This is a genomic window from Pseudomonas sp. GD04015, assembly GCF_029837675.1.
Classification (GTDB): domain Bacteria; phylum Pseudomonadota; class Gammaproteobacteria; order Pseudomonadales; family Pseudomonadaceae; genus Aquipseudomonas; species Aquipseudomonas paralcaligenes.
Genome location: NZ_JAOEEE010000026.1, coordinates 17428 through 34536 on the forward strand (window position 1 = coordinate 17428; position 17109 = coordinate 34536).

Annotated in this window: 6 protein-coding genes; 2 read left to right on the forward strand and 4 right to left on the reverse strand. The window is 69.4% G+C overall.

Annotated features, from left to right (window positions below):
* Window positions 1-6 precede the first annotated feature (6 nt).
* Genes N7640_RS18830 through N7640_RS18845 form a run of 4 tightly spaced genes read right to left on the reverse strand, consistent with a single transcriptional unit; the run spans window position 7 to window position 14693 of the window.
* On the reverse strand, window positions 7-1617 hold the full coding sequence (locus N7640_RS18830; protein WP_279905039.1) for an alkaline phosphatase family protein: 1611 nt from the start codon (window positions 1615-1617) through the stop codon (window positions 7-9).
* A complete protein-coding gene (locus tag N7640_RS18835) occupies window positions 1614-1910 on the reverse strand; it encodes a hypothetical protein (RefSeq protein WP_220812759.1) in 297 nt (98 codons plus the stop codon). Before N7640_RS18835 ends, N7640_RS18830 begins: the two co-directional genes overlap by 4 nt.
* Window positions 1903-6501 carry a type I polyketide synthase gene (locus N7640_RS18840; RefSeq protein ID WP_279905038.1) on the reverse strand — a complete coding sequence of 1533 codons (4599 nt, stop codon included), beginning with the start codon at window positions 6499-6501 and terminating at the stop codon, window positions 1903-1905. The genes N7640_RS18835 and N7640_RS18840 overlap by 8 nt, the downstream gene beginning before the upstream one ends.
* Window positions 6501-14693, reverse strand: coding sequence for a type I polyketide synthase (locus N7640_RS18845; protein WP_279905037.1), 8193 nt, complete (start codon window positions 14691-14693; stop codon window positions 6501-6503). The genes N7640_RS18840 and N7640_RS18845 overlap by 1 nt, the downstream gene beginning before the upstream one ends.
* A 668-nt stretch (window positions 14694-15361) precedes the next feature.
* On the opposite strand from N7640_RS18845, the gene N7640_RS18850 reads away from it, so the two are divergent.
* Complete coding sequence (locus N7640_RS18850; protein ID WP_220812756.1) at window positions 15362-16198, forward strand: sulfatase-like hydrolase/transferase; 837 nt, start codon at window positions 15362-15364, stop codon at window positions 16196-16198.
* The gene (locus N7640_RS18855; RefSeq protein ID WP_279905036.1) at window positions 16198-17109 is read left to right on the forward strand and encodes a sulfotransferase; all 912 of its coding nucleotides are present in this window, start codon (window positions 16198-16200) and stop codon (window positions 17107-17109) included. The genes N7640_RS18850 and N7640_RS18855 overlap by 1 nt, the downstream gene beginning before the upstream one ends.

Genomic DNA, 17109 nt, shown 5'->3' on the forward strand with positions numbered 1-17109 from the left:
CGCGCGTTACTCCATGTAGCCGAGCATCTGCAGCTGGGCCATCAGCTTGTCCTTCTCGTCGTCGGCCATGCCTTCGGCGTTCTCGTCCTTGTTCACCCCGCGGGTCGATTCGCCGATGCGGATCGGGTTCTGGTTCAGCCACGGCTTGATGAACATGTCGGCCGGGACCTTGCCCTCGAAGTCGCCGGGCACTTCCAGGCCCTGGCTGTAGAGCAGGGTCGCGCCGACGTCGCAGATGTGCCGGCGGTCGATCTGCACGCCCTTGCGGATGCCCGGGCCGCATGCGATGAAGATGCCGTCCGGGTGGTGGGTGCCGGCCGGCTCCTCGCGCGGCTCGACGATCGGCAGCTTGTTCTTGATCGAGACGAAGCCGAAGTCGCGCAGTACCAGCAGCAGGTCCGGTGCGTCCATCATCGCCGGGCCGGCGAAGACTTCTTCGCGCAGGTGGATCTCGCTGACGATGCTCTCGCCAGTCACCGGGTCCTTGAGCGCCTTGATGTCGATGATCAGCTGTTCGCGGAAGGCCTCGTAGTCTTCCGGCTTGATCCCGGTCTCGCCCGGATTGCGCGCCACGCGGATGTTGATGCCATTACTGGAGGGAGTCCGGCAGTAGGCGGTGGTCTTGGTCCAGTCGAGGTTGGCGAACATGCTTTCCTCGCGACGCTTGGCGGCCTCGGAGTCCGGATCGAGCACCTCCTTCCAGTGCAGGTAGCCCTTCTCGAACAGCCAGGCGTTGATCCGCACCACCTCGGTGGTGGCGGTGAAGCCGTGGTCGGAGGCCATGAACACCTGCACGTCCGGGCCGGCCATGGTCACCAGTTCCTCGATGAAGCCGTCGAGCTGGCGGAAGTAGTCCAGGCACAGCTTGCGCATGCGCTTGTGGTAGTCGCTGACGCCGTCGTGCTGCAGGGCCGGGTCGAGGAACAGCCAGGCCTGGTGCTGCAGCTTGTCGACGCCGTCGAACATCACCGCCATCAGCTCGGGCGCCTCTTCCTTGAGCAGGAACTTGGCGATCTCGAACCACTGCTTCTCGCGCGGCAGGTGGTAGCGCACCCAGTTCTCGCGGTCTTCGTCGGTGAGGTCGTTGACCGCCTGCTTCTCCTGCTCGAAGTCCCAGGCCAGTTCCTTCGGATCGAAGCCCGGCAGGTCCTGCTTGAGGCGGTCGTAGAAGTTGGCCGGCACGGTGTTGCGGCGCAGGTGCCGCCACGGGATGAAGCCCGGCACCATGAAACCGTTGAGGTCCTTGGGTGGCGGCGCGGTGAACGGCAGGTTGAGCACGGCGACGCGGCGATCCTGGCGGCTGGCGATCGACCAGATGGTCTCGGCGCGGTTGTCACGCGAATCGTAGAGGGTGAAGAACACGTCCCCGTTCTTCTCCTCGGCGCGGATGAAATCCAGCAGGCCGTGGTTGCCCGGGCTGCGCCCGGTCATCAGCGAGACCCAGGCCGGCGGGGTCAGCGGGTTGGGCGTCGAGCGCAGCTTGGAGCGGGTGCCGCGGGCCATGAGGCCACCGAGGAAGGGCATCACGGCCGGCTGGCCGTCCTTCTCCACGCAGAGGTCGTCGAGGATGGTGAAGGTGCAGCCATCCATGCCGATGAAGAGGGTACGAGTGGTCATGCCGGCACTCCTGTGAGTTTTTCGTGAACGAAATCGATCAGCTGTCCGATGGAGAGATCGTCGACGTAACTGCCGTCGTTCATCAGCAGATCCTGGAAGCCCATTTTCGGGCGGTTGTAGTGCTCTTCGATGGCGACGATGAGCTGGATGATGTCGACCGAGGCGAACTCCATGTCCGCCACCAGCCGGGTCTTGGCGCTCAGCGGCTCGTCCAGCTCGATGCCCCAGTCCTGGGTCAGATCGGCGGCGATGTGGATCAGGGTTTGCTCGATTGCGCTCTTGCTCTCAGCCATTGGCCACTCCGTATTCCTGTACAGACAACTCGCTCTCGGCCCCGGCCAGGGCGATCAGCCGATCGCCGTGGACCTCGAAGGCCACGTTCACGCGCGCCGGCGCCAGGCTGGCGTCCCCGGCGAAACTCACTTCGGCCAGGTCGCCGGTCTCGGCGAACTGCACTTCGAAATCCTGCGGCGCGCCGCGCAGGCCGCAGCCCAGGTACTTGGCGGCGGCCTCCTTGGCGCACCAGGTGCGCAGGGTCAGCTCGCCCTGCCAGGCCGGGTCGACCGCGGCCAGCACCTGCTGCTCGTAGGCGGTGAAGGAGCCGGCCACCAGCTCGGGCCGCTGCAGGCGGTCCAGGCGCTCGGCGTCCACGCCCACGGCGCCGGCCGGCACCAGCGCGGCCAGGCAGCCATCGCGGTCGTGGCTCAGCGACACGCCCGGCGCGGCCAGCCAGTGGCCGTTCCACCAGCCATCGACGAAGGGCGCGCCCAGGGCGTCGTGGCGGACGATCACGTCCGCCGGGCAGAGCAGCTCGCCGGTCTGCTGGTAGATGAAGTAGCGGGTCGCCTCCTTCAGGCACAGGCGACCGTGCAGCCACTCGCGGGCGCGGCGGGTCTGGCGCACGCTTTCCCACTCATCGCGCTCGTCCACGGCCAGCACGGCATGGGCAAGGATGCGCAGGAAGATCGCCGCCGACTGCTTGCAGAAGTCCTCGGGCAGCTGCTCCAGCTGCCACAGCAATGCCTGCGGCGCCGCACTGGCCAGCGGCGCGCCGAGCCAGCCATTCATGGGCTCGCGACGCAGCTGGTAGAAGGCGTTGGGCACCGGGAAGAACAGGTTGGCGAAGCCGCTGGCATGCAGCAGCAGGCGGCCCTCATGCAGGCAGTCGAAGGTCCAGGTGCGCGGCGCATCCAGGCCACTGTTGGCCGTGTCCACCGGGCGCTGGCGACCCCGCAGCCAGGCGCCGGACAGGTCGGCCGGGGCCGGCGCGTGCAGCTCGATGCGGGCGATGTGCGAGGGGAAGCTGTTGAAGTCGGTGCCCACCTGCTGGGCCAGCCAGTAGGCGGCCAGCTGGCCGAGGGCGTCCAGCAGCACCGGGTTGAGCACCAGGGCACAGGGCTCGCCGTCCTGCACGAAGCCGTCGATGGAGCAGGACGCCAATTGCGCGTCGATGCCCTCCTGCGCCCAGGCGCCGACGCTGGCGATGCTCTGGAACAGCGGGCCGTGGAACATGCCGGTGCTGTACAGCTCGTGGTCCGGCCAGCGGTAACCGATACCACCCTGCAGCTCGGCCAGCGGCGTGCCGGTAAGCTGCGCGGCGAAGCGGAATTCGGCGCTCATCACCAGGCTGCCGGCGTTGAGCAGCTCGGCCCGGTAGTGGTTGTCGGCGACGCGCTCGGCCTGCACCTGCAGGGTCAGCTCGCCGCGATCCAGGGCCACCCAGTCGAAGGCGCGAACGTTCTCGATCAGGTTGATCGCCACGCTGCCGGCCAGCAGCGCGCAGGCCTCGGCCATGATCTCCAGGCTGGCCATCATCGCCACGCAGGCCAGGCCTTGCAGCTCGGGCTGGTGATAGGAACTTGGCCCGGACAGCACGTGGTCGGCGAGGAAGCGGTCGGTGGACCACAACGGGCACTGGGCGCTGAGCCGCTCGCCCTGGCGCTGGATATCCGCCAGCAGCGGCGCCGTCGGGCTGGCAGCCAGCGGCTGCGCTGGCACGGCCGCGACCGGCTGGAACAGTTCGCGCAGCAGCTCGCCGAGCGATTCGTTCACATGCACCACCGGCATGGTGTTCTTCACCAGCATGCCGCGCCTGGGCTTTGGCAACGGCTGGTCGAGGTCGAGCACGCGGCAGGCGATGCCGCGATAGAGCTTGCCGAGGTCCACCGCCCTGCCGTTGGCGAACAGGCTGCCGAGCAGGTTGAACAGCTGCTCCACACCGCTGCGCTTGCGCACGTTGGAGGCGATGGCCAGGTATTCCTCGCCGCCGAGGATGTCGTTGACGAAGCCGGTCAGGTTGCCCGAAGGACCGACCTCGACGAAGTAGCGCACGCCGTCGCGGTGCATGTGGGCAATGGTTTCGCGGAAGCGCACGGTGTTCGACCACTGCGCCGCCGCCAGCTCGCACACCGCCGCCGGCTGGGCCGGGAACAGGTCGGCGCTGGCGCAGGAGTACAGCGGCGTCTTCGGCGCCTGCAGACCGACACGCCGGTAGTACTGGTGGAAGGCCGTGGTCACCGCGGCGAACAGCGGCGTGTGGTAGGCGCGGTCGAAAGGCAGGATCGAGCAGATACCACCCTCCTCGCTCAGCGTCTTGAGCAGGCCCTCGATGGTGGCGCGGTCGGCGAACAGCACCAGTTGGTTCTGGCAGTTGTCCATGGCCACCGCCACCGGTTCGGCGCAGGCGGCGATGTGGCGGTCCACCAGCTCGCGCTTGAGCGCGCCGACGGTGAGCAGCGCGCCGGTGGCGATGCCGCCGCCGTCCAGCACGCCGCGATAGACCTGGTTCAGCTCGCGGATGAAGTCGGCCAACTGCTCCCTGTCGGCGAAGGCGATGGCGCCACTGGCGGCCAGGGCCGAGGACTCGCCGGTGCTGTGGCCGAGCATGGCGTCCGGCTCCACGCCCAGGGCGCCGAGCAGGCTGAACAGGGCCTGGCTGGCGACGAACACCGCCTCGGAGCCCACGTCCATGTCGAACAGACGCGCCTCCAGGCGCTGGCGCAGCTCGTCGTCCAGCTCGCTGGCCGGCGGGAACAGGATGTCGGTGCGGGTCGAGCCGGGCTGTTCGTCGTACAGGCCCTGCCAGAAGTCGAACCACTCGCGCACCTCGGGGAACTGCTGGGCCAGATCGGCCAGCATGTTCAGGTATTGCGAACCTTCGCCGGGGAACAGGAAGGCCAGCTTGCCCTGCAGCGGCTGGCTGCTGAACACCAGCCCGGCGCGGGTCATCCAGCGTGGGCTCTTGGCCTCGGCGATCTTCTTCGCCGCCTGTTGCAGCTTCTTCGCCAGCTCGGCCACGTCGCCGGCCAGCACGGCCAGGCGTACCGGTTTGTCGGCGCAGTCGCGGGCGGCCAGGGTGGCGGCCAGATCCAGCAGCGCCACGCCAGGGTTGCTCTCTATGTACTGCTGCACCTGCTGCAGCTGGGCCAGCAGTTCGGCCTCGGAGGTGGCGGCGAACACGCACAGCTCGCACTCGCGACGGGCGAAGCTCAATGGGCGCTGGGCGGCGGTCGGCGCCTCTTCCAGCACCGCGTGGGTGTTGATGCCGCCGAAGCCGAACGAGTTGATGCCGGCGCGGCGCGGGCTCTGCGGCCTGGCGATCCAGGGCTTGCTGGCGGTGTTGACGTAGAGCGGCGTGGCGCCGATGCCCAGCTCCGGGTTGACCGCGCCGCACAGGGTCGGCGGCAGCACCTTGTGGTGCAGGGCCAGGCTGGTCTTGATCAGGCCGGCGATGCCGGCGGCGGGAATGCAGTGGCTGATCATCGACTTCACCGAGCCGATGGCCACGCTGCCGAGCAGGCCCTGGCGCTCGCCGAGCACGCTGCGCAGGGCGGCGATCTCGGTCTTGTCGCCGAGCGGAATGCCGGTGCCGTGGGCCTCGACCAGGGAGATGCTGGCCGGGTCGACGCCGCTGCTCTCATAGGCGCGGCGGATCGACAGGGCCTCGCCCTCCTCGCTCGGCGCCAGCAGGCCGGTGCCGCGGCCATCGCTGGCCTGGCCGATGCCGCGCAGCACGGCGTAGATGCGGTCGCCGTCGGCCAGCGCATCATCCACGCGCTTGAGCACTACCATGCCCAGGCCCTCGCCGAGCAGAGTGCCGTCGCTGCCCTGTTCGAACGGGCGCACCTTGCCACGCCCGCTGAGGGCGCCGAGCTGGGTGAAGATCACCGAGACCTCGGCCGGCAGCGAGGCGTTGACCCCGCCGGCGATCATCAGCCGGCTGCGCCCGCTGCGCAGCTCGTCCATGGCGGCGTTGACCGCCAGTAGCGAGGACGAACAGGCGGCGTCGACTATGTAGTTCGGTCCCTTGAGGTTGAGGCGGTTAGCGATGCGCCCGGTCATCACGTTGGGCACCAGGCCCGGGGCGATGTCGGTGTTGGACGGCGGCAGCTGCTTCTGCAGCGCCGTGCGCAGGCGCGCCAGGTCGTCCTCGCTCAGGCTCGGCTGGGCGGCCTTGAGCAGCTCCAGGGTCTGGTCGAGGACGATGTGGTTCTGGATATGGCTGACCTGGCCGCGGTGCAGGTAGGTGCTGTGGCCGAGGATGATGCCGGTGTCGCGGTGGTCGATGCCGTCGCCCGCGTAGCCGGCATCCTGCAGGGCATCGAAGGCCACCTTGAGGGCGAGGAACTGGTCCGGTTCGCCGCCGTCCACCGAGTTGGGCATGATGCCGAACTCACGCGGGTCGAAGCGGTACAGGTCGTTCAGGTAGCCGCCGTGCTGGGTGTTGATGCGCCCCGAGTCCAGGTAGCGCTGTGCCTCCCACTCGTCCTGCGGCTCGCCGACGGCGTCGGTGCCGGCCAGGATGTTGCGCCAGAAGCCGGCCAGGTCCGGGGCCTGCGGGAAGATGCAGGCCATGCCGATGATGGCGATAGGCGCGTTGCTCATCACTCGGTTTCCTTGCGCAGGTGGGTGCCGCCCAGGCGGTTGAGGCGCGCATCGACGATGCATTGCAGGTCTTCGATCAGCAGCAGCAGGCGGCCCTCGTCGTCGCTGAAGAACACGTTGGCGCGCACCTGCTGCGCCTCGCCGGGCAGGCACTGGAAGTCCATGTGGAAGCGCTCGGGCAGTTGCTCGACGTAGCGGATCACCCGGCCGAACTGGGCCGGCAGCGCCGAGCCGTCGTGGAAGGTGCGGGCCCAGAGCAGAGCCATCTGCGGCGCGGCGTCGAGCACCGCCGGGTCGATGATCCACTGTTGTTCGGCACGACCACCGGCCAGCCATTGCTGGGGCGAGCTGGGACACATCAGCGCCGCCGCGCCCTGACTGGACAGGCCGCTGATGCCGCGGATGACCTGGAAGCGCGGGCCGTGGAACAGCCACTCCTGATAGGCCTTGGCCACCGGCAACTCGCGCTCGCGGTACTCGCCGATCGCGTGGCGCGGCGCCTCGGGCAGTTGCTGGGCCATCTTCACCGCGGCGCGGTAGTGCATGCGCTGCTGCTGGCCGCTACCGGAGCGGATGCTGATGCTGGCGTCGAAGCCTTCGCTGCTGGCATAGGTCGGTGGGTTGATCAGCACCGACAGGGCCTGGGTCGGCTCGCTCAGCTGCACACCCTTGAGCAGGCGCAGCTCGGCCACTTCGGCGACCAGCCAGCCCGGCCACATCAGGGTGGCGGCCTCGGCGATGATCTCCAGGGCCACGGCCGCCGGCAGCACCGGGATGCCGTCAATGCAGTGTTCCTGCAGGTAGCCGTGGCTGGCGTCCAGGTTGAAGTGCAGGATCTGCGTGCCCTTCTCGCCATCTTCGATGCGGCACTGGGTCAGCAGCGGCTGGCGGGCGGTCTGCGGGGCGTCGCCGGCATCTTCCTGCCAGCGGCCGACATCCGCCTCGTGGCGCTCCCAGGGACCGTCGCCGGCCACCACTTCCACCGCATGTCCGGCCTTCAGGCGCAAGGCCTCGTCGAACAGGCGGCGGCCCTGCGCCGCCCCGACCAGGGCCACGCCCTTGTCGGCGAACTTCTTCTCGGTGTCGGCGGTGACCATGCCGGCGCCGAACAGGGTCGGCCCCCAGGGGCCCCAGTTCAGCGACAGCAGCTTGACCTTGTTGCCCCACAGGCGCTGCAGCTGGCTGCACAAGCGGCTCATCAATTCGTTGGCGGTGGCGTAGTCGAGCTGGCCGCTGTTGCCGTAGCGCCCGGCCACCGAGCTGAACACACAGAAGAACTCCAGTTCCTCTACCCGCACCAGCTTCTGCAGCAGGAGCATGCCGAACACCTTGGTGCCGACCACGCGCATCCAGCTGTCCGGCGTCTTGTCTTCCAACAGCTTGTCTTCGATCACCCCGGCGCCGTGGACCACGCCACTGAGCTTGCCGTGGCGCTGACGAATACCGTCTATCGCAGCAGCCAGGGCCGCCTCGTCGGTGGCGTCCACCGCCAGGTATTCGACCGTCGCGCCACGAGCGCGCAGGTCGGCGATATTGCTGTGCATTTCGCGCAGTCCGACCAGTGCGGCGATGCGTTTCTGCATCTCGGCCGGGGTCAGCTTGAGGCGGCCGGCGCGCACCTCGCCGATAAAGTGCTGGCGCAATTGCCCCTCATCTTTCAGGGCTGCGGTATCGGCACCTTCTTCCTGCAGCGGGCTGCGCCCGGTCAGCACCAGCACGTTGCCGGGGCGGGCGATCTCGCGCAGCACCTCGGCGGTGATGCCGCGAGCGCCGCCGGTGGCCAGTACCACGGCGTTTTCCACGGAGGGCAGCAGGTTCTCGGCGGCGACTTCGTCCGCCCGGGTGCGGAACACGGTGCGGCGGCCGGCCGGGTAGCCGACCTCCTGGCGCCCGCCGACCAGCTGTAGCTCGGTGGTGATGATCGCCAGTTGCTGGGCGTCGCCGAGCGTCGGGTCGAGGTCGATGGCGCGGGTACGCAGCTCCGGGCGTTCCTCGCGGATCGACTTGACCAGCCCGCTGCCGCCGCCCTGCAGGGTCAAGGCCTGGCGCTGCTCGTCGAGGCCACGGGCGAACAGGCCGCCGAGGGCGCTGAGGGTCACCACGTGGGCGTCGTCGCGCAGCTGGGCAGCCAGGGCGTGAAGAATCAGGTACAGCGACTTCTCGTTGACCAGCAGCTCGCGCTGCCAGGCCTCCAGATTCGCGTCCACCGGCAGGGCATGCGCGCCGAGGGCAGCCAGGTGGATCACGCCGGCGATCTGCTTGTCCGGGTTGGCCGCCGTCTCCCGGCACCAGGCGGCCAGCGCCGCCTCGTCGGCCAGCAGCCCTGGGCTCAGCAGGGACACCGTGCAGCCGCGCTGCTCCAGCCATTCCTGCAGGCGCAGGGCGAGACCGTGATCGTCGGCGGTGAGGATGAAGTAGCCGGGCTCGAACTGGCGCAAGGCCTGCTCGGGGATGGTTTCCTCCTCGGGCACCACGATATGCCGGGGCGAGTGGCTGGCCTGGACAGGCGCAGTCTTCGGGCTCGCCCCGGCGGACTCAAAAGGGACGGCCACCTCGCCGACTTCGAGACCTTCGAGCATCTTCAGCATGTCCGCCAGGGTCGCTCGGGTATTGAGCTGGCTGCGCGCCTCGCCCAGGGCGCTGCCGTAGGCCGGCGGCAAGGTCTGCAGCAGGGCGCCGACGATCTCCACGCGCTTGATCGAGTCGATGCCGAGATCGGCTTCCAGGTTCTGCTCCAGGCCGACCATGTCGCTCGGGTAGCCGGTACGCTCCTCGACGATGGACAACAGGATGTCCTTGATCCGACCACCTTCCACCTGGGCCGCCGGCGCAGCCACAGGGGCCGGCGCGGCAACGGGCGCGGCAGCGGTCACCACCGGTGCGGCAACGGGTGCGGGCGCCGCGGCGACAGGAGCCGGCGCTGCAACAGGAATCGCAACGGGGGCCGGTGCCACGCGCGCGGCCAGCGCGACGGCCACCGGGCGACGCGACGCAGGCGCTGCGGCCGGCATCGACGGCAGGCCACGGGGCAGCGCCGGGGCGGCGGCGCCGACCATGTAGGCGTTGAGGACGCGCTCCTGGGTCTCCAGGAACTGGCGCATGGTGGCGAAGTATTCCGCCATCACCGATGACGTTTCGTCACCTTGGATTGCCATGGGTTCGGACATGACCAGCCTCTCCTTGTGTCGCGGGGCAGCCGGGGCTGCGCTGTGGGGCGGGGTTGCGGGGTTGCGATTGAGCGGCACCACCACCGGGTGCGACTCGGTTTTCGGTTCGGCGGCCGGCAGCAGGTCGCCCTGCAGCACGCCGATCTGGCGTGGCGCCTCACTGGCGCGGCGGGCGCCGCTGCCGTTGAGCAGCCAGGCTTGCCGGGGCAGGCTGGCGTCGCGCCACAGGCCTTCGAGGCGGCCGTTGGCGCTGGGCTGGCAGGCACGACCGGCGAACAGGCGGCGGGGCTCGAAGGTCACGCCCAGGGTGTGCAGGCGCGCCAGGGCCAGCAGCAGGCTGGCGAGGCCGCCGCCGCGCTCGTCCAGGGCCACGGCCTGGTGCGGCTTGCCGTCGAGGATGCGGCCGACCAGGCGGCTGAGCACCGCCTTGGGCCCGACCTCGATGAACACCCGGGCGCCGGCGGCGTGCATGGCCTCGATCTGTCTGACGAACTCCACCGGCCTGACCAGATGCTCGGCCATGGCCTGCCTGACCCGGGCCGGCTCGACGTCATGCAGGGCGGCGCTGGCGTTGGAGTAGACCGGCAGGCGCCCGGCCTGCCAGGGCGTGGCCTCGATGGCGGCGGCCAGCAGGCCCTGGGCCGGGGCGACGAAGGGTGAATGGAAGGCGGCGGCCACCGGGATCGGGCTGGCGTTGACGCCGGCCTGCTGCAAGGCCTCCAGGGCGCGGGCGATGCCGGCCGTGGAGCCGCTGATGATGCTCTGCTCCGGCGCGTTGTGGTTGGCCACCAGCAGGTCCGGGATGGCCGCGATAGCGCGTTCCACCTGCTCGCGCGGCGCCTGCACCATGGCCATGCCGCCCAGTTCACTGCCGGCGCTGGCGGCGGCCTCGACGATGAAGCGGCCACGGGCCTCGGACAGGCTCATCAGGCCGGCGAAATCGATCTGCCCGGCGGCGTACAGGGCGACGAACTCGCCGTAGCTGTGGCCGGCGAGCATGTCGCCGTCGATGCCCAGTTCGCGCAGCAGGCGCAGCAGGCCGGCCTCCACCGCGCCGAGGGCCGGCTGGGCCACGTCGGTGCTGGTCAGAGCGGCGCTGGCCGCCTGCCTGGCGGCCTCGTCGTAGCAGGCGCGCGGGTGGATGAAGCGGCTCAGCGGCCTGGCGGCGAAGCGCTCGGTGCCGGTCGCCAGCAGTGCGTCGGCCTCGGCCAGGGTCTCGGCGACGGCCGGGAACAGCACCGCCAGCTCGCGCAACATGTTGATATTCTGCGAGCCCTGGCCGGGGAACAGCAGGGCGACCTGGCCCGACTCGACGCGGCTGTCGCCGAGCACCACGGCCGGGTCGATCAGCGCCTCGCCGGCCAGGCGGCGCTGGGCCTTGCCCAGCTTGTCGGCCAGTTCGTCCAAGCTGCCGGCGACGATCGCCAGGCTGTGCTCGCCCTGGCCCAGGTCGCCGGCCAGATGGGCCGCGATGTCGCGCAGCGCCACCTTGCCCGGCGCCGCCAGCTGCGCCTGCAACTGGCCCACCTGGACCTGCAGCTGCTCGCGACTGCCGGCGCGCCAGAGCAGCAGCTCGGCGCTCCAGGCGTCGCTGACGCCCTGCTCCAGCCAGGGCCGGTACTCGCCGGCGTATTCCTCGAGCACCGCATGGAAGTTGGTGCCGCCGAAGCCGAAGGCGCTGACCGCCGCGCGCCGCGGCACGTCGCCACGGGCCAGCCATGGCTGCGCCTCGTCGAGCACGCAGAGCGGGCTGTCGGCCTGCTTCAGCACGGCATTGGGCGACTGCACGCCCAGGTGCGGCGGCAGCACCTTGTGGTGCAGGGCCAGGGCCGCCTTGATCATGCCGGCCACACCGGCGGTGGCCTTGGTGTGGCCGATCATGGTCTTGACCGAGCCGACCACCGCCTGGGCCGGACGGCTGCCGGCCTCGCGCAGCAGCGCGGTGGTGCTGTCCAGCTCGGCGGTGTCGCCGGCCACGGTGCCGGTGCCGTGGGCCTCGAACAGGCCGACGCTGTCCGGGCCGAAGCCGGCCTGGCGGTAGGCCCGGCGCATGGCGCGCAGCTGGCCGGCGGGCAGCGGCGCGGTGAGGCCCTTGGCCTTGCCGTCGCTGCTGCCGGCCATGCCCTTGATCACCGCGTAGACGCGGTCGCCGTCGCGCTCGGCGTCGCCCAGGCGCTTGAGCGCCAGCATGGCGATGCCTTCGGAGATCACGATGCCGTCGGCCGACTCGTCGAAGGTGCGGCAGCGGCCGCGCGGCGACAGGGCCTGGGTCTTGCTGAAGCACAGGTAGCCGAACGGCCCCTGCACGGTGTCCACGCCGCCGGCGATGACCAGGTCGCTGCGCCCGGCCATCAGTTCGTTGATGCCCTGGTAGATGGCGGCCAGGGACGAGGCGCAGGCCGCGTCGGTGGCGAAGTTGACGCCGCCGAAGTCCAGGCGGTTGGCGATGCGCCCGGCCATCACGTTGATCAGGATGCCGGCGAAGGTGTCCTCGGTCCATTGCGGCAGGCGCCCGGCAATCTCGCCCGGCAGGTCGCCCTTGAAGCGCGGCAGCTCTGAGCGCAGGCCGTACTGCATGCCGACGTCGCCGGCGCCGCCGCTGGCGCCGATGATCACCGAAGCCTTCTCGCGGTCGAAGCCGCGCTGCTCGTAGCCGGCGTCGGCCAGGGTCTGGCGGGCGATGTCGAGGGCCATCAGCTGCATCGGGTCGACCGACTCGATGGACTTGGGCGGCATGCCGTAGCGGGTCGGGTCGAACACCAGGTCGTCGAGGAAGCCGCCCCAGCGCGAGTAGATCTTGTCCGGCGCGCTGCGGTTCTCGTCGAAGTACAGGCGCCAGTCCCAGCGGTGCGAGGGAATCTCGGTGATGGCGTCGACCTTGGCCAGGATGTTCTGCCAGTACTCGCGGGTGGTGCTGGAGCCGGGCAGGATCGAGCCCATGCCGATGATCGCGATGTCGGCCGGCTCGCCGGGTTCGACAGCCGTTTCGAGCTGGGCCTGCTGGTAGTCCTCCAGGAGGGCCAGCGAGTCGTCGGTGACACCGCGGTGCAGGCTGGCGATGTCGGTGATGGCGTCACGCAGGGTGGCGACCTGGCCGATCATGTACATGCCGTCGGCCACCTGCTCGGCCGGCTCGAAGGTCTTGAGCGTGCCCTCCTCGCCCACCCGCATGCTGCCCTTGGAGGCCAGGCGCAGGCGGCCGAGGATCAGGTCGTCGAGCTGCTCGCGGGCCTCGTCGGCCGGCACCGCCTGCTGCTTGAGTTCGTTGCGGCGGGCGAAGAAGGCGGCGGCGAAGGGCGTGTAGGCGCAGCGGCTGGCGTGGCCGGTGCCGGATTCCAGGTTGACCGTGCGGGCGCACTCGATGGCCTGCCGCTGGAAGGTGTCGACGATGGCGCCGGCCTCGACGATCTCCCGGGTGAACAGGTAGGCGCTGCCCATCAGCAGGCCGACCTTGACGCCCCTGGCCAGCAGCGGCGCGGTCATGGCCTGGACCATGGCCGAGGAGCGGGCGTCGTGGATGCCTCCGGCGAACAGCACCTGGATTTCCTCGCCCGGCACGCCCTGGGCGATTTCCTCCAGCAGGCGGTCGATCATGCTGCTCCACAGCACGAAACTGCTCAGCGGGCCAACGTGGCCGCCGCACTCGCGGCCCTCGAAGATGAAGCGCCGCGCGCCTTCCTTGAGGAACATCGGGATCAGGTTGGAAGACGGCACGTGGAGGAACGAGGGGATGCCGGACTGCTCCAGACGCACCGCCTGGTCCGGGCGGCCGCCGGCGATGATCGCGTAGCTGGGCCGGTGCGGCCGGGCGGCGGCGATCTGCTCGTCGAGCAGGGTCTGCGGGGCGAAGCCGAGCAGGCCGATGCCCCAGGGGCGGCCGGCCAGCAGCTCGGCGGTCTTCTCCAGCAGGACGGTCAGCGGCTTGCCCTTGAGCAGGGCCAGGGCCAGCATCGGCAGTGCACCGCCGGCGGCCACCGCGGCGGCGAATTCGGCCTTGTCCGAGACCCGGCTCATCGGCCCCTGCACCAGCGGCAGGTCCAGGCCCAGGGCGTCGGCCAGCGGCGCCCGCTCGCCGCGCAGGGCGCGCGCGCTCAGGGCGATCTGCGGGTTGTGCCGCACGGCCGCATCGATGGCCTGGAACAGCTGGGCGACGCTGCCATGCTGCTTCTGCCAGGCGGCGGCGAAGGCCACGTCCTGGCCCAACGGCAACAGGCCGGCGACCGGGTTGCGCCATTCCACCTCGGCCAGCAGGCGCTCGCGCATCTGCCGGGGGCTCAGCGCCTCGGCATCGGCGACGAAGGCACGGGCGCGGGCGAAGCCCGGACGCGAGAGGACGCGGCAGTAGCGGCCGGATTCGCCATTGCCGGCGGCGACCGTCTCGCTGCCCGACAGGCTACGCAGGTGCGGCTGGAGATCGGCGGCCACCGGCGACTCCTGCAGCAGCAGGACCTGACTGTCCAGCGCGACGCCGGCGAAACCGGCCAGCGCGGCGGCCGCGGCGGTGTGCGGGGTGATGCCGCCGCGCAGGTACAGCGGCAGGTCGCTGGTCGCCCGCCAGTGCTGGGCGAGAATGAAGGCGCTGCTCTCACCGACGAAGCCGGCGGCCTCGTGCCCCTTGAGCAGCAGGCCATCGACCCGGGCGGCGATGGAGGTATCGAGGGGATCGTTGTCGCTCAGCTCGAGCAGCAGGTCCGGCCCTTCGTCCGCCAGCCCGGCGAGCCAGCCCTGCCAGTCGCCCCACTGCTCGCGCCCCAGCACCAGCAGGCACAGGCCATTCTCCAGATAGCCAGCGAGCTGCGCGGCGAGCGCGTCATCGAAGTCGCCCAGGCGCACGCCGAAGCCGGATGCGCCGGCATGGCGGCGCAGCAATTCCAGTTGGGTGGCGAGCGAGGCGGCACCCAGCTCCAGATCCAGCACCCCCAGGCCGCCGGCGCGGGACGCGGCGATGGCGAGCGCGGGATGGCCCAGGCCCTCGGGCGACAGCAGCAGCTTGGTGAGACCGACGTGAGCGCGGGTGACTTGCATGTTCGTAGCCCTTTCCGAGGCCAAAAAACCCCGTGCGGCGGATGTCCGCTCACGCTCGGGGGCCAATTAGCTTGCAGCGGCTACACGAAGAGTCGGACGCAGACCACGGGCGGATGCCCGGCCGGCGTATGACTCGACCCTCCCCACAGCACTCCCTTGCACCGGCCTCGACGACACCCGATTCGGCGGGCGGCGGCGCGGCACGTCAGACAGATCCATGACGCAAGGCAACAGCACAGTTTTATTTTTCTTTGAATTTTCAATGACCTGAACCGATACAGTGCGACTCGGAACACATCAAGGCAAAAACTCTGCTGCTGGCTACTTAACACCAGCGCTCAAATAATGTCAAAATTCCATCCAGAATCACAACACAAAAATAAATAAGTCAAAAAACCAGCACTCGATTGAATCAGAATTCCGGCGTGTCACACCCCTTCCCCGGGAGGGGCACGGCCACATCGGTGGTTCGGTCCTGCGCCGGGCCCGGCAGCCGCCGGCTCGGCGCCGCCCAACGAGCACAAAGGAGCAAGGTATGGACGCCCCAACCCCTCATCGCCGTCCCCTGGCCTGCCAGGCGGTCCCGCCGACCGCTCCCCCGTCACCCGCCCGCCGCAGCGCCCCGCGCTGACCCACCCCCGTTGAATCAGCCCAGAGAGGACAACCCCATGAGCGCGCCCATCAACCACATCGTCTTCATCATCATGGACAGCTGCCGCTACGACTCCTGCATGGCGGCCAGCACCCCGAACATCGAGCGCGTCGGCCAGGTGGAGAAGCGCTATTCCTATGCCTCCTGGACGGCGCCGTCGCACTACGCCTTCACCATGGGCATGCTGCCGCACAGCACGCCGCGCGAGGTCTACGCCTCGGAGGTGTACAAGGAGGAGTTCGTGCAGTGGGTGGAGCGCACCGGCATCGCCGACGTGTCGTTCCGCGACTTCATCCCGGAACTGTCGCTGCCCAAGGTGCTCGGCCAGCTGGGCTACCGCACCGTGGCCCGGGTGTCGATGCCGGTGCTCAACCAGCAGACCGCGATCAACCAGCACTTCGACGACTACAAGCTGATGAGCAACCACAACGACTTCGCCGGCATGGTCGAGGAGATGACCTTCCCCGAGGACGAGCCGCACTACTACTTCCTCAACCTGGGCGAGACCCACTACCCCTACATGCTCAAGGACGAGAACCTGCCGCGCATTTCCGGCGTGCACGGGGTATTCAAGACCCTGGGCGGCGAAGCCCAGCACAACGCCGCGGACAGCGACGCGTTCTTCGATCAGGAGCAGATGGAGATGCTGCGCCAGCAGCAGGTGCGCTGCGTGGAGTACGTCGACGGCCTGATCGGCAAGCTGATGGAGAAGGCGCCGGAGAACACCTGGTTCATCATCACCGCCGACCACGGCGAGCTGTTCGGCGAGGACGGCTACTTCGGCCACGGCCCGATCATGCACGAGAAGTGCTTCGAGGTTCCCTTCGTCGAAGGTTTCGCGGGCAAGGCCTGATGCGCCAGCCGCTGTTCATCCTGGCGCTGCCGAGGTCCTACACCTCGCTGATCGCCGGCATGCTCGGCCAGCATCCGCAGGCCTACGGCCTGCCGGAGCTGAACCTGTTCACCGTCGACCGGCTCATCGAGATGTGGCAGGACGGCCAGGACAAGACCGGCATGTCGCGCTTCCAGCGCCACGGCATCCTGCGCGCGGTGGCGGAGATCTACGCCGGCGAGCAGAGCAGCAGCGCCGTGGTGATGGCCAACCACTGGGTGGCGGCGCGGCAGAACCGCAGCGGCATCCAGGTGTTCCGCGAGATCGTCGACGCGGTGTCGCCGCTGATGGCCATCGACAAGAGCCCCGCCCACGTGGTCAGCCCGGTGTACCTGCAGCGCATCTACGAGAACTACCCGGACGCCTTCTACCTGCACCTGACCCGCCATCCGACCAACCAGGGCAACTCGGTGATGAAGATCCAGGATGGCGGCTACGCGCTGTCGGTGAACTCCATCGACTACTGCGACGGCCAGGCGCTGATCGACCCGCAGATTGCCTGGCACGACATCAACCTGAACATCATGGAGCTGCTGGAGAAGGTCCCGCCCCGGCAGAAGATGCACGTGCGCGGCGAGGATGTGATGGCCGACCCGCTGCAGTGCCTGCCGCGCATCTGCCGCTGGCTCGGCCTGCGCGAAGACTTCGAGGCGCTGGAGGACATGCTCCACCCGGAGCTGTCGCCCTTCGCCACCGTCGGCCCGATCAACGCGCTGTTCGGCAACGACCCGAACTACCTGCGCAACCCGGTGTTCGAACCGCACCGGCCGAAACAACCGCCGCTGCGCGCGCCCCTGCCCTGGCGCATGGACGGCGCCTGCCTGAAACCGGAAGTCCAGCGCCTCGCGCTCGAGTTCGGTTACTCCCACTGA

Coding starts and splice junctions, on each gene's coding strand:
- N7640_RS18835 (WP_220812759.1), bottom strand. CDS start 1,910: ATGGCTGAGAGCAAGAGCGCAATCGAGCAAACCCTGATCCACATCGCC.
- N7640_RS18840 (WP_279905038.1), bottom strand. CDS start 6,501: ATGAGCAACGCGCCTATCGCCATCATCGGCATGGCCTGCATCTTCCCG.
- N7640_RS18845 (WP_279905037.1), bottom strand. CDS start 14,693: ATGCAAGTCACCCGCGCTCACGTCGGTCTCACCAAGCTGCTGCTGTCG.
- N7640_RS18830 (WP_279905039.1), bottom strand. CDS start 1,617: ATGACCACTCGTACCCTCTTCATCGGCATGGATGGCTGCACCTTCACC.
- N7640_RS18850 (WP_220812756.1), top strand. CDS start 15,362: ATGAGCGCGCCCATCAACCACATCGTCTTCATCATCATGGACAGCTGC.
- N7640_RS18855 (WP_279905036.1), top strand. CDS start 16,198: ATGCGCCAGCCGCTGTTCATCCTGGCGCTGCCGAGGTCCTACACCTCG.